Origin of the sequence: Hymenobacter norwichensis DSM 15439, assembly GCF_000420705.1 — a bacterium.
Lineage (GTDB): Bacteria > Bacteroidota > Bacteroidia > Cytophagales > Hymenobacteraceae > Hymenobacter > Hymenobacter norwichensis.
The window spans coordinates 567,370-589,266 of sequence record NZ_ATVL01000008.1 but is presented as its reverse complement, the minus strand read 5'-3'; the positions used below and the strand labels follow the sequence as shown (position 1 = coordinate 589,266).

Here is a 21,897-nt window from a genome sequence, read left to right as displayed (position 1 = left end):
CTGTATTATAATATAATTATATTTCTCTATTATCTAGAGTAAAAACGTCCAATAAACGATGATATTTTAATAGATAATAATTTAGCTTGTGTATGCATGGGAGTAAAAACAGCTATTGGACTGTTCACATGTTTCCAATAGTTGCGGGATGCAATTGAAGGAGTAATTCCTTTTAATGCATTCACTATAAAATTACTCTTCCATGGCTTTGTTGAGCCAGTAGCGTGAGACATGATCCATCCACCATTAGTGAAATCCATGCCATCCGGTCCTACTTCACTTATTTTTGTAGTGGTACACATTGCAGCAATATTCATTGCATCTTGATCATTTGCTTCAAAAAGATATAATCTATCAGATTTCTTATTAAACACACTTGGATTGAATTCAAAATATTTTATAGCTGTATCTATTACCTTATACCAAGTTTCAAGAAATTCAATATCATTCCTTTTAACTCCACAAAAACCAGCATTAAAGTAATGGTCAAGTTTGTTAAGTGATTTTCTATTCATTTTATCTAATACTTCTAACCACGCTAACCTTATTGGGTGGGTAGCAGGCATAGGGTCGTTTGCAACTTCATGTACTAAAGCAACACCGCTGTTTATCCATAATTCAAAAAAACTCCAATTGCATTTAATTACAATATCTGGGTCAAAATAAGCTATGCCCTTTGCTTGAGTAATATAACTATTCATAAGATGAAACATGAAATATGGTTTGTAGTTTGTTAGATGGTAATCTGTATCAATAGGAAGAAAATGAATTAGTAATTCTTCTGCCACTTTGAAAGTAGTACTTCCGGGCCATGATGATTGATGACCACTTACAACTTCAGTTGCCCATCTTGGGATTTCCCCTCTATAGCCTGCATATATAGAACCTCGATAACCATTCGCGTAAAGGGAATTTGCTAATGCTGCTACACCGTAATGATAGTGCCCCTCAAAAAGTGTGCATATTACATGATTCATAAGTCTTTAGTGATTTAAACTCATATATAATGAGTTGTGTTTTTGCGCTATCAAGTCCCAATCCAGATTTTTTATTGCATAGTCTCTCATTTTAAGGGATAGCTCGTCTCTGTAAGTAGGATTGTTATAATAATATTTAAAAAGCGTTATCATTTCTGCATGCGAATCATTAGGCACGATAGGAAATATATCGCCTCCCCCGTATGATCTTATTCCTCCAACATCAGTAGTAATAACCGGTAGGCCACTAGCAATAGCTTGAACAATTGCAGTGTTTGCGCCGCTGTCTTCCATAGGCATTAGTAACAGATAGCTAGTTTGGTATTCTCTTAACAATTCCTCATCCGATAATTTTTCATGAAACACTGTATTATTTTTTTTTAGTAAATTACTGACGACAGGTATTTTTTCTCGGAAAAAGCTAGGAATGATTATATGGAATTCCAAATCATCTGGAATGTCATTCGACAATGATTCATACACTTTCATGAACATATCGAAATTTCTCAGGTAGTGTCCGACAAAAAGTATCTTATTCTTTATGATATCAGTTTTAGGGCCAGGCTTAAAAAAATTTGTATCAACACCATGTTGAATAAAGTGTATCCTGTCTTTGTCAATATATTTACTGAACTTGTGTACTTCTTCCTTGTAAAGAATAATAATATTTCCTGCTTTACTTATTAACTCTAATTTTTCTTCGTTCCATTGAGAGATTGGTAAATGGATAGTACCAATTAATTTTTTTTCCGGTGATATTATTCTATCTAATAAATGTATATGGCTTTCTAGGTATAAAATATGTGCTATTTTATTTTTTTTAATATTATTCATAAATTCAATACCCGCTTGTATTTCAATGGGCTGTACATTATTCCATTTATTTGTTATTTGATAATATTTACCTACTATTTTTTTGATTAAAGTAGATTTCGATCTGTATATTGAATGATTTTTTTTGTCGACAAAATAATCATTTAAACACTCATAACCTGAGTATTTTCCAAACCAAGATATTTTGTTGCTCAAAAAAATAACTTTCATAAATTTTTAAATTATGTTGAAAAATAAATTAGTTTTTTGTGTGTAGTATTTGAATTAGTCCATACACTATGTTTACAAAAAAACCATACGCTGCTGAAAATAAGCTATAATATAGTGCTCCACGAAGGGTTGATACGTCAACTATTAACAGACCTACTATCAACCCTAATATACCAATTCCAATTCCAATATCTGCTCTCATAACCACTCCTCTATGTGAGTATAGTGAAAAGCTTGAAGAAGCAATAAGATTTAAACAGCTAGAGGTTATAATAATTAGTATCTCATTTGTTAAATTTTTGTAATCTTTTCCTAATATCCACAGTAATTGTTCTGGAAATAGCCATGCAATTGATATTATGATTAAACTAAATATGATTAGAATAATATTTAAAGTTGCATACCATTTGAGTAGTAATTTCTTGGAATTTGGTAGACGCGCATAACGAGGAACTGCGATAACGCCAAATATTGCACTTGCAATACTCATTGCTACTGAAAAACGGCCTAATGCGCCTATTTGAGCGATAGACGTAGTTGAGCCGAACATTGACAATAACCATACAGTAATCTGTCCAGAAAAGCAGAAGTATATTGCTAGAGGTAACATTCTCTTTACTTTTTGCAATATTTCTGCTCGAATAGTCACATCCGGACGTTGATTCCAATCAGCATAGTGTTCAGCGATTCTACGTGTTTTCCAATTAGACCAAATTTGAGGTAGGCCTGATGAGATAATTGCTGTACATGCAACTGGAAATGCAAATATTGTGGCGCTTAGGAGTATTAAACGCCCAAAGTTGGATAATATATAGTTTTTTTGCAATGGTAATATATCCTGCTTTAATTTCGGTGCAACTTCAAGGATGGTACTAGATAATACAGAGATGAAAGAAATAATTATTGAGAAAATAATTAAAATAGACATTAGCCAACTTGCTCCATGAGATCTTAATAATATTAATAATAATGGCAGCGCAATGGTTAACGTTATTGCAGCAAACTTTTTTCTTAAGTCGAGTCCTGTTGCTAGTACTATACCTAATTTTTTTTTGTCAGCCCATACCTTTCCTCCTTCTGCCATTACTCCTGTGGAGATACCTCCATCTGCTAGGATAGTCATAGTTCCAAGCATCGTATTTGCAAGTGTGTATAAGGCATATTCATGTGTGGATAATAATCTAATAATCATGATACCACTGATAAAGCCTACTGCTTGAACTAAGACTTGTGTGGCGCCAGTTATAGACAAGGCTTTACTCCACTCAATAGCTTTAGTATAATTAGAATTGTCAGAAAAGCGGCGGACAATAATTTTGTTGAGCATATATTTTATAAAATGGAATGGTAAATGTATTCCATTTTGTTATTAAAATCGTTTTGCTTTAATATTTTCTTTCTTTCCATATCCATATCCATACCCATACCCATAATTGCTGCCGTTAACTTCTTTTGCATCATTCAGCACAAGCATAAGTTGGGCAAGCATTTTGTCTCTGTAAATATTCTTGACTATTGTAAGCCACGCTTTCTGGGTATAGTTGTAGCGGACTAGATAGATTGAATAATCAATAAGGGAACTTATGGTGAAGGCATCAGCTACCTGGCCTACTGGTGGAGTGTCGATGATGATGTAGTCGAAGCTTGCTTTGAGTTCGGTGAGTAGGTGAGAGAACTTGGCGCTCATCATCAGCTCGGCTGGGTTGGGAGGTAGGGAGCCAGCCGAAATAACGGATAGTTCTGGTGCTTCCTGGGGAAATCGGATTATATCCTCAATGGTAACCATGTCAGACACGAGGTAGTCGGTAATACCGGGGCCTTCACCGAAGTGGAGTTTCTTGGCAATTGTTGGGTTGCGTAAGTCCAGGTCTAATAGCACCACGCGCTTCCCTGTGATGGCTAGGCTGGCCGCCAGGTTGATGCTGAAGAATGTTTTGCCTTCGCCGCTTCTGCCTGAAGTAACCAGCATCGTCAGGTTGTTCTTACCCATTGTCACGAAGTTCAGGTTGGCTCGAACCAAGCGGAACATCTCCGCAATAGGACTGCGGTTGCCTTGCGTCACAACTACTGTGTCCTGGGAGTTATTATGGGCAATTTCTCCAATGATGGGAGCATCTGTAATAGCAGTAACGTCTTGTTGAAACTGTACTTTGTTATTGAGCAAGCTGGCCAGATATAGACCCGCAAATGGAATACCCAAGCCTAACAAAATAGCCATTAAGTAGATCGACTGTCCGTTGGGACTAATTGGGTAGTCGCCGCCCATAGCTGGGTCGAGTACCCGGGCTACAGAGGCAGTGGCGGCCAGCGAAATAGCCGTTTCTTCACGCTTCTGTAGCAGGTAGGAATAGATGGTTTGCTTGATGGACTGCTGCCGGTTGATTTGCAACAGTTCGCGCTCCATGCCGGGTACTTTTCTGATCTTGGATTGGAACTGCCCGACGTTGGATTTAAGATTATTGCTAGTAATCAACAGGCCCCGTTTGATATTGCGCAAGTTCTCTAGAATCTTGACGCGTAGCTCAACTAGCTGCTCGGCTATATTTTGCACGAGCGGATTGCCCGGTTGGGTGGTGCGCAACATCCGTTCTCGCTCCAGTTGCAGCTGATTGAACTGGCCTATCAAACCCAGCAGGGTCTCGTCTTTAATGCCCAGCGTGCTGGGTACCGTAGAGCTTTGGTCGCCGGCTTTTTGCAGATACTTTTCTATCGATTCCAGCACTTCTATCTGAATGGCCCACTCAGATAGCTGCGTATTATAGGTGCTGGCCTGCTCGGTGTACATTGAAGCCTGGGTGCTGACGTCCGTCAGGTTGTTGGAGCTTTTATACTTTTCTACCGTTTTTTCTACGTCCGACAAGTCGGAGGTAATGTATTGCAGACGCTCATCCAGGAACTTTAGGGTGTTTGTGGCCATCAGGTTTTTGTCTTCAACCGCTTCGCGGTTGTAGACATCCATCAGCTTGTTCACTACATCCTTGGCTTTCTCGGGTATAGGGTCGGTAAGGCTCAGATAAAGGATACTGGCGTTCTTGTTGATTGGCTGAATGCCGATGGCCCGGCTGTAGTAGTCTGCTATCTGCTGGGTATTCTGAAAGCGAACAATGATTTTAGCTCCCTCAGCAACTGTAGGCGTGGTTGCTACAATGGTGAACGAGCCGTACGGTTTATTGATGATTTGGCCGAATTTGAATGTAGCCCGACCATCTGAGTCTTCCAGTTCGAAGGTGTTATCTGCTTTTGTATAGATCGTTAGGGCATTACCAGCGGAATTATCTTTCAGCAACGTAGGAATCAATTTAAATGGTACCGCGGTGCCGTATACCTCCCGGTCGGTTACCCGTCCTTCTGTGTAGTAGCTGGTAGCAAGACCTAATTCGCTAACCACGCGCCGCATCAGGCTTTTCGACTTTATGACCTCGGTTTCATTATCGATATTTCTCGTCGATTTGAAAGAGCTTAAATCATTCAGTGCATCAGCATTTGTTAGGCTCTGGCCGCTCTTGTCATCCTTAATTAATAAAGTGCTATAGACATTATATTGAGGTACTGCATAATAGCGTAGATATAAAAAAGCAATTGCTATACTAATTATCGCTCCTAATAGGAATAGATACCAGTAGCGAGTGTACTGGGAAATAATACGCTTTATATCTTTGGTCTCTGGCTGTTCAGAGCGTAGAGGAAATAATTCGTTGGTAGCCATGATTTTTTCAGCTAATTATTATCTAGTAAGAAATATCAGGGCAGTTATTACAGAAATTCCTAGCGAGACCAGTGGAATATAAAAGCTGCTGTCGCCGCTTTGGAGTGACTTGATTTTCGCTGGCTCTACATATACCACATCGTTCTGCTGCAAATAAAAGGAAGGTGAATTCAGCGCTTCTTTACTGGTTAGGTTAATTCTGAAAGTGCTCCTGATGCTGTTAGTTTCTCGAATAATTAGCACATTCTCCCGTTTGCCGTAAGCCGTTAAATCGCCGGCCAGCCCTATAGCTTCCAATAGGTTCACTCTTTCACTGGGAACAATAAACGTGGACGGCCTATTGACTTCACCGAGTACTGTGATTCTAAAATTGATTAATTTAATATTAACTATTGGGTTTTTAACGCTCTTGCTTATTTCAGCAACCATTTTGCTGGTAGCTTCTTCTTTGGTCAGACCACCAAGCTTGACGTTGCCCAAAACCGGGAAATTAATACTGCCATCTTTGTCAACTAGATAGCCTTCGTTGGTACGACCAGTGGCTACTCCACTACTAGTACCTCCTATTGTTTGTAGAACGCCATTGTTGAACAATACATTAGATTCCGGATTCAGGCTGCTTACCGTAATAGTTAATAGGTCGTCGGGCTGAATTTTAGGATTGACTTTATTTTTAACTTCCTCTGTATAATTTGGAGATTTTTCTAAATCTTTAAAATAAACTAAGCTTCTGGAAGAACCACAAGAGCTTGCTACTAAAAGGAAAAAAAGATAAAAAAATGTGCTGCGCATCAGTGCGGTAGGTGAAGTCAGGAAATAAGAGCTGTATAGTAAATTTAGTCGGTGAATTGCTGCCTAATAAGCCGTTGTTTCAGGGTAAAGGCTGCATGTTGGTGACCTGGCATTGGTCTAAGTTTAAGAGAGAAGAATTTTCTGTAGAAAATCACCTTTAAACCAGCTTTACCAGTTGCGAATATAATAGATGAACTTATATAAATGCTTATTACAAGTCTAATAGGTAACCTAAACAGTAGGTCTGTCTGATTCAGGGCGCATAGTAAGCTACCAAATGGCGTGAAGCAAAGTAAATCCATGCTACAGATCGAACATGCAGTCACGTAAGTAACAAGCATAATAAGGGCAGAAGCCCACGCGTCACGCAGGTGGCACGAGCGGTGCGCCTGATGTGGAGTGGGCTTCCAGGTGCGTCTGTTCGCCTTACTTGCTCTGCTAAGGACGGTGTAATGCTATGCTGACCGGGCAAAATCTTGCCCGGTCAGCATAGCTTGGCAAACGGCTTCACAGAACTTCCTGACTACCAGGATTGCTAATGTAAAAAGCTGCTAGTCAGGTTCTAACAAGTGTGAAGGGGCATGCCATAGATAATAGCTCAATTGCGAGCCTACCGTACCCGCACTGTGCCAGCGCCGTTGTAGCTGTGGTACTCGGCGTTGTACATGGCGTCGGCGCTGACGGGGCCGAGCTTGAAGGTGCCTTTACTGACGGCGCGGCAGAGGTAGTAGAACGACTTGGGCGTGGGGCTGGCGGTGGTGAAGAGGTTGAGCCGGTCGTCGCGCACGTCGAGGTAGTCGGGTTGGGCGGCGTCGGTGGCCCAGGTCAGGTCCTGTACCGCTCCGATGCGCGGATTCTCGATTTCCAGGCCGGCCGGTAGCAAGTCGGTGATGGCCACGTTTTGCACTTCCCCGGCGCTTTGGGCAGATTGCAGCGTGATTTTGACTACCACTAAATCGTTCTGGCGGAAGCTGGTGCTGCCTACGGGCTGGCCGGCGCGGTTCAGGAATTGGCGGCGTACTTGCAGGTAGGCGTCTTCCTCGATAACCTGCCCGCTGCGGCTGATGCCCTCCATTTCCCAGAAGTAATAGAGGCTACCTTTGCCGCTGGTGCGCAAGGCCAGCGGGCGGTTGGCCACGTTGTTCACCGTGAGGTCTTTGCCGGTGAAGTTGCCCATGGCTTTGTCATCGGCCAGTATGCTGGCCGTGACGGTACTGGCAGCATTTTTCTTGGCCAGCTTGCCGAGGGCCAGCAGCGAGAAGGCCCGCTCCTGGGTGTTCAACCACTGCGCCGATTTTACTTGGCGGCTGAGCTGGCGGGCCAGCGTATTTATCTGGGGGTTGGACGGGTCGGCGGCTATCAAGGCGTTGAGTACCAGCGCCTCGTCGCGGATGGGGGAGGAGAACGAGCCGTCCAGCTCGCGGCCGGCCATGGTTTGGGTGCCAAACTTGGTAGGCAGGGCTTCGCGGTAGCTGCGTTGGTTGCCGCCCACGGCAAAGGCGCAGGCCAGCACCCAGCGCGAATCTTCGGCCAGCAGTTTGCGGTTGGCTTTGTAATAGTTGAGGGCCACCGGGTCGGGGCGGCCGGCGAGGGCCAGCACGTAGAGCGAATACGGAATTTCCTTTTTCGCCAGCGTGAGCTGCTGAATTACGCCACCGGTCTGGATGACGTTGTAGGTGTTGGTTTCGCGCTTTTTGGTGCGGGCTTGCAGGTAGCTGAGGACCCGGTCGAGCACGCTCTTGTTCACGGTGAAACCGGCTTGTTGGGCTTCGAGCAGGAAATGCGCGGCGTAGGCCGTGGCCCACCAGTTGTCGTAGTCGCCGCCGGGCCAGTAGCTGAGGCTGCCGTTATACATCTGCTGCGACTCCACCTTGCGGATGGCTTCCTGCACGTGGTAGTTGGGGTTGAAGAGGCCCGCTTTGCCGGGCTTGCCGGTTTTCTGACCCAAAGACGCCGCCAAGTCTCCGTAATACAGTTGCGGGAAGGCCGCCGACACGGTTTGCTCCAAGCAGCCGTAGGGGTATTGCAGCAGGTAGCGCAGGTCCTTGGCAAACTCGGTCATCGGCGAGCGGCTCACCACCAACTGGCTCCGCATCGACGACGGCAGGAAGTCACTCGTCAGTTTCAGCTGCTGCGTCGCGCCGCCCGCCACCACGCCCGCCCCCGTGCGCTTCTGAAGCGGCGAAGCAGGACGGATTGGTAGTTCAATGGTTTCGGTGAACACTTCTTTCGAATTACTAGACTTCACTGAAACCGTGACTGAACTAGCGCCGATACCATTGGCTACGATGTGAAATACTGCTCGACCTTCAGAATTAGGTTTTAAAGTCTGAGGTATGTCATTCGGAATAGGAGTCCATTTGATAACCTCTCCACTTCCACCTTTATCAGCTACATAGCTGTTCTTTAATTTCGGAATTTCGAGTAGCGAACTGTGTTTAAGTGTAGCAATGACATTCATTGCCTGCTTCGTCGTGTTCGTCAGCGTTACGGGCACGTCAATCGTGTCGCCGGGGCTGAGGAAGCGGGGGAGGGCCGTTGAAATGACTACTGGGTCGGCGACGCGCATGGTTTGTTCAGCAGAGCCGAAAGCGTCGTTCTTGTAGGCCACGGCCATGATGCGGACGGCGCCGCTGAACTGTGGTACGCGCAGCTTGTAGCGCACGAGGCCGCTGGCGTCGGCGGTGAGCACGCCGCTCCATTTGGCGAGTAATTTCACGCGGCGCGAGGGTACGGGTGTGGTCCGGCGCGAGAGGTCGGAAGCGTCGCCGCCGGAGGAGCTGGTGCCGAGTTCGGGCAGCAGGAAGGGGTATACGTCGTAGGCACTCACTTCGAGGGCGCGCTTCTGGTAGAAATAGCCGTAGGGGTCGGGTGTGCGGTAATCCTTCATTTGCAGGATGCCCTCATCCACCACCGCCAGCGTCACGTTGGCGTTGGGCGCGGTGCGCACTTCAACCGTCTGCCACACCTGCGAGCGGCTTAGCTCGGGCGCTTTGATGGCCACGGCTAGCTTGTTTTCCGGCTTTTCCACCACCAGCGGCACGAAGCCGCGGGCCACTGTGAGGGGCAGGCGGTTGTCAGTGATTTCGCGGATGGCGGTGGCCGTTACGTAGATGTTGGGCACGTGGCCACCCTGAATCGGGATGCTCACCTGGGCCGATTTCTCGTCGGTGTTCACGTAGAAATGGTCGAGCACCCGGTCCCGCTCCACGGTCACGAGGATGCGGCCGGGAAAGGGCGTTTTCAGCAGCAAATGGGCGGTTTCGCCGGGCTGGTATTTGTCTTTGTCGGCGGCAATAGTCACCTCGCCCTCGTTGTTCACCTCGAAGGCGTTGCTTTGCGTGTCGCCGTAGCCGTAGGCGTACACCTGCTGGGCCACGTAGGTATCGGCGCCGGGCCGCGAAACGCGCACTTCGTACTCGCCGGAATAGCTGGCCGGGAAGCCCAGGTTGCCAGCGTTGCCCTGCTTGCCCACCGATACGCGCTGGTCCATCACGGTTTCCTCGCGCCGTTGCGAGTTGTACACGTAGCGGCCGCCCTGGCGCTCAATCACCGTTTCCCACAGCAGGCGCACCACCTGCACGCGGGCCTCGGCGCTGGTGGGCTGCCCGGCCGGTGTGAGGGCCACCAGCTTAATCGGAATAACCTCGCGGGTTTCAAACATCTCGGGCAGCGTTTTCAGCCCGAACATCACCGCCTGGGTCTGCACTTCGAAGGTGGCGAGGCGGTTGACGGGCCGGCCGGTTTCGTCGAACACGGTGGTGAAGGCGGTGCCTTGCAGCGTGCCGAGGTCGGTGTAGTTGGGCACGTCATAAGTGGCGGTGCCGCGGCCGGCGGCGTCGGTGGTGCCTTCGCGAGTGGTGTTCTCGAAGCGGCTCGCCAACGACGACGTGCCCGACTCGTTGCCGTAGCGCGTGCGGCGCTGCTCGCCGGTGCTCAAGCTGAAGGTGTAATCCTCGAAATTCTTGGGGTTGAAGGGTTTTTCCTTGAGCGAGAAATCCACCTCAAACTTGCGGTCGGCGGCGGGCGGACCAAATAGGTTCAGGGCCGTAATCTGAGCGGAAACGCTCTGGCCGGGCTTCACTACGGCGGGCGCGGCTTTCACCGTCACCTTCATGCGGTCCGGAATAAACTCTTCTACGCTCACCTGCCGCGAGGTCAGCAGCACGTCGTTGCCGGTCAGCACTTCCATGGTGTAGGTGCCGGTCATGATGCTCGGCGGCAGGATGAAGTCGGCCTCGAAGCTGCCGGCCGCGGTCAGTTCCTTGCGCAGGCTGGCGTACTCCTTACCAGTGGGCAGCAGCAACCGAATCTTGACGGGCAGCTTAGCCACTGGGTTTTTCCAGTCGTCGGTCCGGATGATGGTGTTGCTGCGGATGGTGTCGCCGGGGCGGTACAGGTCCCGGTCGCCGTAGAGGAAGGCCTGGTAGCGGGCGGCATTGGATTGCAGCCCGCCCACCTCGAACCGCGACGTTTCCACGCCGCTCCGGCTCAAGTCCAGAAACGTGAAATCCGACTCGCGCTGGGCCACCAGCATGCTGAGCTTGAAGCGCGAGTTGGCGGTGGTGGTGTCGAACTTGGCCACGCCTTCCCGGTTGGTAACGCTGGTGCTAATCACCTGGTTGTTGGAACTCACGAAGCGCACTTCCACCCCCGACAGCGGCTTGGCCGTGCGGATGGAATTGGCGAATACCAGCGTGCTGCCGTTCTTGCCTTGCTTCACAATCATGCCGATATCCGACACCGATACCAGCTTGCTGACTTGCAGCCACTGCCGCTCGGTGTCCTGCACTTTCACCACGTACAGGCCCTTCAGCCCACCCGAAAACTCCAGGTCTTTCAAGTTCAGATTCAGCAGCCGTACGCCCTGCGCCTTCGGCAGCCCGGCCACAGTGTAGGTGCGCTCGTTGAGCACGTTGCCCAGGTTCTCGATATCGTAGTAACGGTAAGAGCGGTCCACGTACCCGCCGTCTTCACTTTCGCCTTCGCTCTCCCCGTCTTCGTCGTATCCCTCGTAGCCGTATTGCTGCTCGCCGCGCAACAGTTGCTGGATGTTGTTGGCGTACACTTTGGCAATAGTCACCTGCACTTTATCCACCTCGTTGATGCGCACGCCCAGGTTGCGGGAGCCCAGCGCATCGAGATACATGGCCTTTTCGGCGCTGGCAAAGCTGATGGTCGGCTGCTCGGTCACGAAGCTCACCGTTTCGGTTACGCTGCTGGCCAATTGCCCGCCCAGCGCCCCGCGTATGCCCTGCACCAAACTGATTTGGTAGGTTTTGCCGGCCTCGAAACCGCCTTTCAGCACGAAGCCGCTCTCCAGCTGCTCCACCGAGTACGCCACCGTCGGCGACACCGTGAGGCCGTTTTGCAGGTCCGCTTCGTTGACTGGCTGGTTGGTTTGAATGGTTACAATGGGGTCGGCGCTTTGCAGACTGCCCGTGATGGAGCGAACTTCCAACTCCTGCTGGTCGGGTACGGCTACTTGGGTGGTGTACTCGGTGGTGGAAGCCCGGTCGCTGCCCACGGCCTGCAAGCCCTGCGCCAGTGCCACCGTGAGCGGGCTGCCGGGCCGCACGTCCTGAGTTAAGCCCACGCTCACCGATTGGCCTGGCTCCACGTTGCGTACCTCAAACGCCACCGGCTGCCCGTCCTGCGTCACGCGCAGTAGCGGCTTCACGTCGGAGGGCCGTACGCTGTAGTTGAAAGGTAACTCCAGGCGCATTTCGGCGGTGCCAGCGGCCCGCGTCGAGCGTCCCCAAAACGCCTGTGGCTCGTTCAGCGCCAGAAACGGCGTGTGAAACTTGGTGCGGTTCTCCGGTAGCGCCAGTTTCTGCTTGTTGCTGGGCAGCGCGGCCGTTTGGAGCTCCGCCTGAAACGTGGTGCTCGGCCGAAACGGTGCTAATGGCGAAAACACCAATTCCCGGTCGGAAGTCCACTTGAACTTGCCGCGCATAGCCGGTTGAAACTTCACGTACTGCACCGTGTCCCAGCGGTCCTGCTGCGCCTTGTCCATCACGGCCTCATCGAAGAGGAATACCAGGTTCTGCTGCGGGTCAATTTCCTCGCCATCGGGGCTAGCGGCGGTGTCGGTGCCAGGCTTCGAGCAGGCACATAGAAAAGCCAGCAGCACCAGCAGCGGCAGGCGAGAAAGGGTACGAAACTGCATGAGAGGGAGGAGCTTGAAAGGACGCCGGAAGGTATAGAAAAACGGGCTTCCTGCTATATTTTATATAGGTTTAGAGAAGAATAATTAATCGGTAGCTTCTATTCTTTGCCCACAGATATGAACGGTTTAGTAGCTCTTCAAAACCTAGTCTATAATACGCACTGCAAAGTCAGACTTAAAGTCTGCCGTGAAGGAGATATAACTGACTGGGGTAATATGTTCGGCCTACCAGTTGAGGGCTATATCGAGGTTTCGGGGCCGGAAAGGATTAGTGATGTAGAGTGGATAGAACTAGACCCTATTGTGGTAACTCTGATAGGCAGGCTAGTGCCACCTAAAGTGGAGGTGGTTACTGATGAGATTATTCAAACGTTGAATAATACAGGTATTAAACATGATGTCGTAGAAGGAATGATCAGAATAGATGGGAGGCAATTAGGATAGTTCTTAGCCGCACCAGTATTACGGTATACTCCTTCAAACACTTCCGTCCATTTGGGAAGCCACTACTCCCAACGACCTTCATTGTATGCCCCTGACCATTCTCATCTTGCCCGGCTTGGGTAGCTCCGGCCCGGCGCACTGGCAAACGCATTGGGAACGGCACTACGGCTACCGCCGCGTAGAGCAGCGCAACTGGAACCAGCCTGTCTGTGCTGATTGGGTGCAGGCTCTTGAAGCCGCAGTGGCAGCGGCCGGCCCCGGTGTAGTTCTAGTAGCACATAGTTTGGCCTGCGCTACCGTTGCGCATTGGGCAGCCACCACTCAACACCGCATAGCTGGCGCCCTACTAGTAGCCCCCGCCGACGTAGATCGATCCGATTTTCCGCCCGAAGTCACCGGGTTTCGGCCTATGCCGCTGGCGCAACTGCCGTTCCCGAGTATCGTGGTGGCCAGCACCAACGACAAATACGTGACGCTGGCGCGGGCACAGCAGTTTGCTCAGGCCTGGGGCAGTCGGTTAGTGAATGTCGGGGCGTTGGGGCACATCAATTCTGAAATGAATCTGGGCCTATGGCCGGAAGGGCACGCTCAATTGCAGGCACTAGTGGTAATAAGTAAATGAGATGATGAGGTCCTAACGGGGAGTGGCCAGCTTTTTCTCCAATAGTTTTATAAAGTAAGCGCCTACTACCGAGCGGGCTTGGAAGCCGACCTGCCGGGCGTCGGTGGTTTCGTGCCAGTCGTTGAGGGGGACGCGGGAGGGCGTGTCGTTGGCGAATTGCCACACGGGTGCTACCAGTGCCTGAAAGTCGGCGTCGCGCTCCGCCAGCGTAGCTGTCCATAGTATCCAGTCCGACTTGGTGTAGGTCTTGCGGCTATCCAGGGGCAGGCCGTAGCGCTGCTGGTGCTGGAGGTAGAAAGCCAACTCCTGCTGGGCTACTTCCTTAGGGAAAATGTTTAGCCCTAGGAGTTTATCCCACACCAAGTTGTATTTCTGGCTCCACGAGCCGGTGGGTTTGTCGAATGTGAGGGCATAATGGTCGCCGTCTTGGGCCATGGTTTGCCAGCGTTTGGCTAAGTCGCGGGCCAGAGTGAGGTATTCGGTGGCGGTTTGCTGGTCGCCGAGCTGCTGGGCAAGCTGGCCGTAGCTGGCAATACCCATGATAGCCTTGATGGAGAGGTTGGTGTTGCGGGCGAGGTGGCCGGCAAAGTCGTCGGTGCTGAGCTGGCTGGTCGGGTCGAATCCGTCGCGCTTCAGGAAGCCTACCCATTTGGTAAGCGTGGCCCAATGCTGCCGCGCGAAGTCAGGCTTGCCATCTATTTTCACCACGGCAGCCGTCAGAATCAGCATGTTGCCGGCTTCTTCTACGGGCATATCTTCGCCGTAGGTCTGGCCGTTGGCTAGTGGGTAGGTGCCGATGTCGTGCGCTGGAAAGTCCTTCTTCCACCGCCCCGATTCGCTGTAATCGAAGATGAAGCGCAGCAGGCCTTTGGCTAGCTCGTTATTATAAAGCAAAAACAGTGGCGCCGACGGATATGTGATGTCCACGGTGCCGATGGAGCCGTTGCTGAAGTTCTCCTTGGATAGGAAAAACACTTCGCCCTTGGGCCCAGCCACAATCTTGTGTGCGGCAATGGCCTGCCGATACGCCAGCTGGCACAAGTCGGCGTACTGCTGGCCGCCGGCTGCCTGGGCATCAGCGTACAGTTGCTTATCAAAGGCGGTACATTTCTTCCGGAGACGGGCATACTCGGCTTCGGCGGTTTGCAGCACGTTGGGCATGGTGGTAGCCGGGTTGCGGCGCCACCAACCCCGCAGATTCTGCCCAAAATACTGCACCGAATACAGGTCGTCGTAGCCTAACAGTACGTGTTGCTCGGTAGCCCGCGGCCCTACCCGGCCCAAATCCAGCACGGCTGCTATGGCCGTGCGTTGGGCTGGGCCGGTGGTAGCCATGCCGGCAGCCGCCAACTTGCCTGACTGCACAAACGCAGTTTTGAGGGCGCCCGGTGCGCCCGTGCCGGTTTGGGCAGCCAACGGCGCGGCTAAATACGCATAGCCCCAGTCGATGCGCACATTGTCGCCAGCCTGGCCCAATACGCGCTGGTCTTTGGTACCGATGTTTTGCCAGGCTAGAACAGTGCTACGGCCGGCTTGGGTTGTGACCTGCTGATAGGGCGTGTTGGCGGCGGCTGTGCCGGCTTCCGTTAGCAGCACCTGCACGGCGTGGGGTTGGTTGTTGGTGGAAGCCGCGCCAAACGTAACATAGCTAACCGGCCGGGCCACGGTTTCCAGCTCATCTAGCAGCAGCGGCGAGAGGAAGTTGACGGTCAGGCGGACGGCACCGGCCGTGAAGGAGTACGTGGTTTGAGTGGCCGTAACCGTCACGGACGTTTGCGTGGCGGTGGCTAGTGCCTGTTGCGGCAGCTCCTCATACAGTCCGGCATCTAGATGCTCGCCACCCTGGGGGCTGGTGCAGTGCATGGCCAGCAGGTTCTCGCCTTGCCGCAGCGCCTGCCGGGCCGACTCCGGCACTGTGAAGTATTCGTAACGGCCGTTGTAGTTGGTTTGCTTGAGTAGCAGCACGCCGTTCAGGTACACTTCCACATCGTCGTCGTGCCAGAGCATGAGTGAGAGTTTGCCTTTGGGCAGCGGCCCGGCAACGGTTACGGCGCGCCGCACCCACACGTCGCCGCCGGTCCAGGTGGTGCCACGCAGGGTGGTATTGTCGGTGAAGGGAGCCGGCCCCGTAGCCCAGCGCTGAGCGGGCGCAAAGTTCGGCTGTTCCCAGCCCTCCACAGGCTTCTTGAACGTGTAGTGCGCGGAATACGGCTGCTCTTGCACCGTGGGGATGATGGCGCGGTAGGAGGGAGCCGCCTTGCCCAGGAACTGATAGGCTTTGCCATCTACCCGCACCACGCCCTCCAACGACTGTGGCTGCCCAGTCCAGTGGTGTGTGGGAGCTGCCGTGAGCGTATCGTTGAACGCCCATATGCTGAAGTATGGGTCGTGGGTGATGAGCGGATACGCAGGTGGGCGGACTTGCTGGGCCTGTGCAGTTGCTACCAGAAGCAGCGCCGCAGATAGCACTGCCAGAACGCTACGCTGGCAAAGAAGGAGAGATAGACGCATAAATAGGTAGGAACTGGGTGGGTGGCAAGAAATGAGGCGAGCAACTCTTATAAAGATGGGTGGCGCTAACGAGAAAACAAGGCAAGACCCCAGACTTGGCTAACACAAACGATTTACTCACGATTCTGTGAACATCAAGAACACATATATAGAATATGATGATTGTGTGAATATTATGAATAGTGTGCAAATTTTTTTCTTCGTAAACGTTTGTGTATTACTTTATTTCCATAATATTGAACACTCCGATGCTGAAATCATGAGGAAGTGTATTCGACAGACACTGCTTGAAGCATAGAAGGAGCGGTCGGATAGCTTGAAAACTTCTCTCAATATTACGTGATTGGCGCAAACGTTTGTCTAGCTCAATTTCACAAACGATTGTGTTGCCTTGGGTATAGTTGCTTTCACATTTTGCTCACCTGATATATAGCCTCAAGTAGCTTAAAACACACTAATAGGAGCTCCTCCTCTCCTGAAGAAAATCAGCAAACAACTCACAAAACCCACCAGAATGAAACCAGATCTACGAATGCAAAGCAGATGGTTCGGAGTGCGGCGTACATTGCTTCCCACTGCACTGTGCGCAACATTAGGCCTAGCCAGCCAAGTGCCGGTTAGCGCTTCTTCAATGGCTGCCATGGAGTCACTCACCCCAGCCGCCGATGTGGTTGTGCGCGGGGTAGTCACCGACGATAAAGGCGAGGCCCTACCCGGCGTGAACGTGGTAGTGAAAGGCACCACCCGCGGCACCACCACCGATGCCCAAGGGATGTTCAGCATCAGTGTACCGCAAGAAGGCGCCATGCTGGTATTCTCCTTTATTGGATTTACCACTCAAGAAGTAGCTGGCAGCTCTACCGCGCGTATGTCGGTGAAGCTGAGCGCCGATGATAAGTCGTTGGATGAGGTGGTGGTAGTAGGCTACGGCACCCAGTCGCGCGCTACTGTAACAGGGGCCGTAGGCAAAGTGGAAAGCGCCGACCTGCTGCGCACGCCCGCCGTAACGGCCACTAGTGCGCTGGTAGGGCGCATTCCGGGCATTACGGCTCGGCAGCCCGACGCGCGCCCTGGCAATGGTACCAACATCCAGATTCGTAATCTGGGCGACCCGCTCTACGTTATCGATGGCATTGTTTCGGATGTGGGGCAGTTCAACAACCTGGGCATCACCGACATTGATAACATCTCGATCCTGAAAGACGCCTCAGCGGCCATCTACGGCATGCGGGCTGCCAACGGGGTAGTGCTGGTGACCACCAAACGGGGCCGCGCCGGCAGCAAGCCGGTTATCAACCTCAATGGCTACTATGGCGTCCAGAACTTCACGCAGTTTCCTAAGCCCGCCAACGCCTACCAACACCAGCGGGCACTGATTGAATCCGAGCAGAACCGGGCGCAGCTGGAGCGACGGGCGCCCAACGTCGTGTCGGACCCTGTAACGGGTATCCGGCTGATACCGGAGGAATTGGAAAAGTGGCGCGCTGGCACCGAATCGGGTTACAAGAGCTATGACTACCACGACATGGTGTTTCGCAGCAACGTGCCGCAGTCCTTCGTAAACGCCAGCGTATCAGGCGGCACTGATAATGTGACCTACTACCTGTCGGGCAGCTACCTGTCGCAGCAGGCTCTGATGAAGGACTACCACTTCAAACGCTACAACCTGCAATCCAACATCGAGGCCAAGGTAACGCCGCGCCTGAAAGTCGGCACCCAAATCAGCACCCGCTACGAAGACCGGCACCAGGCGGGGGTACCAGGAACGGATGACTACTTCAATCCGCTGCTGAGCGTGTTTTCGATGTGGCCTACCGAGTCGCCTTACGCCAACGACAACCCGCTCTACGTCAACCAGACCCACAACATCAACGTCAACCCGGCCACCTACGCCGAAGACATAACGGGCTATATTCAGGAAGACTGGCGTGCAGGTAAGATCAACTTGTTTTCGGAGTATAATTTTGATTTTGGGTTGAGTGCCCGAGTTACGGGCTCGTACAACTTCACCAACTTCAACTTCGACGGCTTCGAATACACCTACAATGGCTACCGCTACGACAAAGCCACCGATACCTACAACATTGTACCGGGTGGGGGCAACCAAAACCCTTGGCGCGAAACGCGGCGGCGCAACGTTATCGACCGGTTCGGGCAGGTGCAGCTTTCCTACAACAAGCAGTTCGGCGACCACGGCATTGCGGCGGTAGCGGCCTATGAGCGTTACGACACCGATAACCGCTTCAACGTTATTCACTCGGTTCCGCCTAACAACTACATTCCACTGCAGCTGTTCGCCAACCAGGATTATCTGGCCGACGAACGGTTTGAAACGGCCCGGGCGGGTTACGTGGCCCGCGTAGGCTACAACTACAAGCAGAAATACATAGTGGACGTGCTGGGCCGCTACGATGGCTCCTGGCTGTTTGCACCGGGTAGCCGCTACGGCTTCTTCCCGGCCGCTACAGCCGGTTGGCGCGTGAGCGAGGAACCCTTCCTGAAAAACAGTATCGGCAACACGCTCACCGAGCTGAAGCTACGCGGCAGCTACGGCCGGACGGGCAGTGACCCAGATGGTCTGAATGCCTACAGCTACCTGCAGGGCTACGATTTCAACAATGGCAACGCCATCTTCAACGGTGTGTATACCAGCGGTGTCCGGCCGCGCGGCCTGCCTATTACCACCCTCTCATGGGTGCGTAATTCCACTGCCAACATCGGTCTTGACTTTGGCCTGTGGGGTGGCAAGGTGTCGGGCGCATTCGATATTTTCGAGCGCCGCCGCAACGGGCTGCCCGGTGCCCGCTACGACGTAGTGGTGCCGAACGAAGTGGGCTACGGCCTGCCCGCTGAAAACCTGAACTCGGATGCCACCCGGGGTCTGGAGGGTGTGCTGACCTACGCCAGCAATGCCGGTGCCCTGACCTACTCAGTAAGTGGGCACGGTACGCTAGCTCGCCGCCGCGACATCTATTTCTATAAGCAGCGCTTCGGGAACTCCTGGGAAGAATACCGCGGGATCTACTCAGACCGCTGGGCCGATGTCGGCTGGGGCTATCAAGTACTAGGTCAATTCCAGTCGGAAGAACAGATTGGCGATTACCAAATTGACAACGACGGACAGGGCAACCGCACGCAGCTGCCCGGCGACCTGATGTATAAGGATGTCAACGGCGACAAGGTGATTAACTACCTCGATGAGCGCCCCATTGGCTACCGGCAGGGGGGTACGCCGCTCGTGACCTATGGCCTGAACACTAGCCTCGGCTACAAGAACTTCACGTTCAACTTCGACATTGTGGGCGCGGGTATGCAAACCTACCAGCGTGAAACGGAACTGTTGATTCCTTTCCAGAACAACGGGACTTCGCCTAACTACACCTTTGAGGACCGGTGGCATCACGAAGACCCCTTCAACGCCGACAGCCCCTGGATACCCGGCAAGTACCCGGCCATCCGCCGCGACAATGCCGGCCACGCCAACTTCAACCGCCGCAATGACTTCTGGATTCGTAACGTGAACTACATCCGGCTGCGCAACGTGGAGCTAGCCTACAACCTGCCCAAGCCTTGGCTAAGCAAGATTGGTGCCTCTGGTCTGCGGGTATATGTAAACGCCACCAACCTGTTCGTCATCAGTACTCTTGACGATATCGACATCGACCCAGAAGTGGCCTCCGGCAACGGGCTGGCATATCCGCAGCAGCGCTTGATTAACACGGGCTTCTCCATCTCTTTCTAAACGCCATCCACCCGCTTTCTCATGAAATTCTCGTTTAAAACCCTGGTGGTAGGGGCTGGTCTGCTAACGGGCCTCTCGGCTTGCGAAAAGGATTTTCTGGACCGCAACCCACCTAATATTATTGTTGACTCTCAGCTCTGGAACGACCCTGTGCTGATTACCGGGGTGCTGGCCAACTACTACGACCGGCTGCCCTCCCACACGCAGATAGATGCTGGCTGGGACCAGTACGCCGCCTACGATGAGGCTATGTGGTCGGGTAACGGCAACGGCCCCAACGACCTGTTCACTTTCAATGCCTTCCGGTGGAACTATTGGGATTACGGCCTAGTGCGCGACATCAACCTCGCCTTAGATAATATTGACAAGCTGAGCACCAGCCTTTCCAATGACCAGAAAACGCAGTTCAAGTCGGAACTGCGCTTTCTGCGGGCCTACGTGTATTTTGAAATGGTGAAACGCTACGGCGGTGTGCCACTAGTAACCAACCAGCTGATTTACGACTTCAGCGGCGACACCACGCCGCTGCAAGTGGCGCGTAGCAAGGAAAGTGACGCCTACGATTTCATTGCCAATGAGCTAGATGAAATCAAGGGCACACTGGGTAATAACGGGAGCAACTCCCGCGCCAACCGCTACACGGCTATGGCCCTTAAGAGCCGCGCCATGCTCTACGCCGGCTCCATAGCCAAATACAACGCACAGTCGGGCCTCAACATCCAGACGGCGGGCGGTGAGGTGGGCATTCCGGCCAGCCAGGCCGCAAGCTATTACCAGAAGGCGTTGGATGCGGCCAAGGAAGTATTGACTGGGCCGTACTCGCTGTATCGGGCGAATCCGAACCCGGGGGAAAATTTCTTTGAGGCCCTGACCAAGAAAACCAACAACTCGGAGGTGATTCTAGCCAAGGACTTCCTGACGGCCAAAGACCGCCGCCACGGCTTCAGCTACGACAACATTCCGCGCGGTATCCGGGAAGATAACCTGGGGTCGTCGTCCTTGTCGCCGATTCTGAATCTGGTGGAAGCCTACGAGAACCTGAACGGCACCTCCAGCCAGATAGCCACCCGCAATGCCACCGATACCGACTACATCTACTACACTACCCTGAACGAACCTTTCGCGGGTAGGGATGCCCGCCTCTACGGCACCATCATCTACCCCGGCACCACGTTCAAAGGGCAGGAAGTGCAGCTGCAGGCCGGTGTGAAATTGTGGAATACGGCCAACAACTCATACCAGACCATTGAAGGAGGTCTGGGCAGTGTGTATGGCGGAACGGCTTTCCCCAACGGCGACAACAAGCTGCTTACCGGCACCTCGGGCCCGATTGCCAACCAGCCCGAAGTATCAAACAGCGGCTTCTATATCCGCAAGTACCTCGACCCGGCGGGTGGATCCAGCACCCGTGGTATCCGCAGCGACATTTGGTGGGTGCGTTTCCGGTTAGGTGAAGTACTGCTTAATGCCAGTGAAGCAGCATTTGAACTGGGTAATACCACCGAAGCCCTGACCTACGTGAACCGCGTACGGGAGCGAGCCGGCTTCCCAGCCAACAGCCTCACCACACTTACGCTGGCGCGCCTGCAAAACGAGCGCCGGGTAGAGCTAGCCTTCGAAGACCACCGGGTATGGGACTTGAAGCGCTGGCGCATTGCGCACCAGATTTGGGATGGTAACCCCAACAACTACAACGCAGTGGCTTACGTGCTTTACCCATACCGCGTAGTACGCCCTGGCAGCCCGCAGGACGGGAAATACGTGTTCGACCGAAAGGTTGCTCCCCGCTTCCGGACCCCGCGTAACTTTCAGTTGTTCAACTACTACAACTTCATTGGAAACGGTATCCTCAACAACAACCCTAAGATTGTTCGCAATCCTTTTGAATAG

At 52.2% G+C, this 21,897-nt stretch carries 11 protein-coding genes; 4 read left to right on the top strand and 7 right to left on the bottom strand.

The genetic code is table 11. From position 1 onward, the window contains the following. Positions 1 to 29: 29 nt before the first annotated feature. From G536_RS32195 to G536_RS0113465, 6 genes are all read right to left on the bottom strand, one after another. Positions 30 to 977, bottom strand: a complete 948-nt coding sequence (locus G536_RS32195) for a hypothetical protein (protein ID WP_071837717.1) — start codon at positions 975 to 977, stop codon at positions 30 to 32. 6 nt (positions 978 to 983) lie between these two features. Further along, positions 984 to 2,021, bottom strand: a complete 1,038-nt coding sequence (locus G536_RS0113480; protein ID WP_022824127.1) for a glycosyltransferase family 4 protein — start codon at positions 2,019 to 2,021, stop codon at positions 984 to 986. 28 nt (positions 2,022 to 2,049) lie between these two features. Continuing rightward, complete coding sequence (locus G536_RS31470) at positions 2,050 to 3,348, bottom strand: MATE family efflux transporter (RefSeq protein WP_071837716.1); 1,299 nt, start codon at positions 3,346 to 3,348, stop codon at positions 2,050 to 2,052. A gap of 42 nt (positions 3,349 to 3,390) precedes the next feature. After that, positions 3,391 to 5,727: a GumC family protein gene (locus tag G536_RS0113475; RefSeq protein WP_026880156.1), complete on the bottom strand. Its 2,337-nt coding sequence runs from the start codon at positions 5,725 to 5,727 to the stop codon at positions 3,391 to 3,393. A gap of 18 nt (positions 5,728 to 5,745) precedes the next feature. Then, positions 5,746 to 6,519, bottom strand: coding sequence for a polysaccharide biosynthesis/export family protein (locus G536_RS0113470; protein WP_022824125.1), 774 nt, complete (start codon positions 6,517 to 6,519; stop codon positions 5,746 to 5,748). 610 nt (positions 6,520 to 7,129) lie between these two features. Then, positions 7,130 to 12,688, bottom strand: coding sequence for an alpha-2-macroglobulin family protein (locus tag G536_RS0113465; RefSeq protein WP_022824124.1), 5,559 nt, complete (start codon positions 12,686 to 12,688; stop codon positions 7,130 to 7,132). Between the two features lie 117 nt (positions 12,689 to 12,805). Between G536_RS0113465 and G536_RS0113460 the strand changes: the two genes are divergently transcribed. Further along, positions 12,806 to 13,132, top strand: coding sequence for a DUF6678 family protein (locus tag G536_RS0113460; RefSeq protein ID WP_022824123.1), 327 nt, complete (start codon positions 12,806 to 12,808; stop codon positions 13,130 to 13,132). An 85-nt stretch (positions 13,133 to 13,217) separates the two neighbouring features. After that, complete coding sequence (locus G536_RS0113455; protein ID WP_022824122.1) at positions 13,218 to 13,754, top strand: RBBP9/YdeN family alpha/beta hydrolase; 537 nt, start codon at positions 13,218 to 13,220, stop codon at positions 13,752 to 13,754. 12 nt (positions 13,755 to 13,766) lie between these two features. On the opposite strand, the gene G536_RS0113450 is transcribed toward G536_RS0113455, so the two are convergent. Then, on the bottom strand, positions 13,767 to 16,265 hold the full coding sequence (locus G536_RS0113450; RefSeq protein ID WP_026880155.1) for a glutaminase family protein: 2,499 nt from the start codon (positions 16,263 to 16,265) through the stop codon (positions 13,767 to 13,769). Positions 16,266 to 16,905: 640 nt separating this feature from the next. Here G536_RS0113450 and G536_RS0113445 point away from each other — a divergent pair. After that, positions 16,906 to 20,007 (top strand): SusC/RagA family TonB-linked outer membrane protein, encoded by a 3,102-nt coding sequence (locus tag G536_RS0113445; protein WP_245575822.1) that lies wholly within the window; start codon positions 16,906 to 16,908, stop codon positions 20,005 to 20,007. A 21-nt stretch (positions 20,008 to 20,028) separates the two neighbouring features. Next, positions 20,029 to 21,897: a RagB/SusD family nutrient uptake outer membrane protein gene (locus tag G536_RS0113440; RefSeq protein ID WP_022824119.1), complete on the top strand. Its 1,869-nt coding sequence runs from the start codon at positions 20,029 to 20,031 to the stop codon at positions 21,895 to 21,897.

Bases quoted from the DNA above. Each gene is read 5' to 3' on its own strand.
- G536_RS32195 (WP_071837717.1), bottom strand. From the start codon at position 977: ATGAATCATGTAATATGCACACTTTTTGAGGGGCACTATCATTACGGT.
- G536_RS0113480 (WP_022824127.1), bottom strand. From the start codon at position 2,021: ATGAAAGTTATTTTTTTGAGCAACAAAATATCTTGGTTTGGAAAATAC.
- G536_RS31470 (WP_071837716.1), bottom strand. From the start codon at position 3,348: ATGCTCAACAAAATTATTGTCCGCCGCTTTTCTGACAATTCTAATTAT.
- G536_RS0113475 (WP_026880156.1), bottom strand. From the start codon at position 5,727: ATGGCTACCAACGAATTATTTCCTCTACGCTCTGAACAGCCAGAGACC.
- G536_RS0113470 (WP_022824125.1), bottom strand. From the start codon at position 6,519: ATGCGCAGCACATTTTTTTATCTTTTTTTCCTTTTAGTAGCAAGCTCT.
- G536_RS0113465 (WP_022824124.1), bottom strand. From the start codon at position 12,688: ATGCAGTTTCGTACCCTTTCTCGCCTGCCGCTGCTGGTGCTGCTGGCT.
- G536_RS0113460 (WP_022824123.1), top strand. From the start codon at position 12,806: ATGAACGGTTTAGTAGCTCTTCAAAACCTAGTCTATAATACGCACTGC.
- G536_RS0113455 (WP_022824122.1), top strand. From the start codon at position 13,218: ATGCCCCTGACCATTCTCATCTTGCCCGGCTTGGGTAGCTCCGGCCCG.
- G536_RS0113450 (WP_026880155.1), bottom strand. From the start codon at position 16,265: ATGCGTCTATCTCTCCTTCTTTGCCAGCGTAGCGTTCTGGCAGTGCTA.
- G536_RS0113445 (WP_245575822.1), top strand. From the start codon at position 16,906: ATGGAGTCACTCACCCCAGCCGCCGATGTGGTTGTGCGCGGGGTAGTC.
- G536_RS0113440 (WP_022824119.1), top strand. From the start codon at position 20,029: ATGAAATTCTCGTTTAAAACCCTGGTGGTAGGGGCTGGTCTGCTAACG.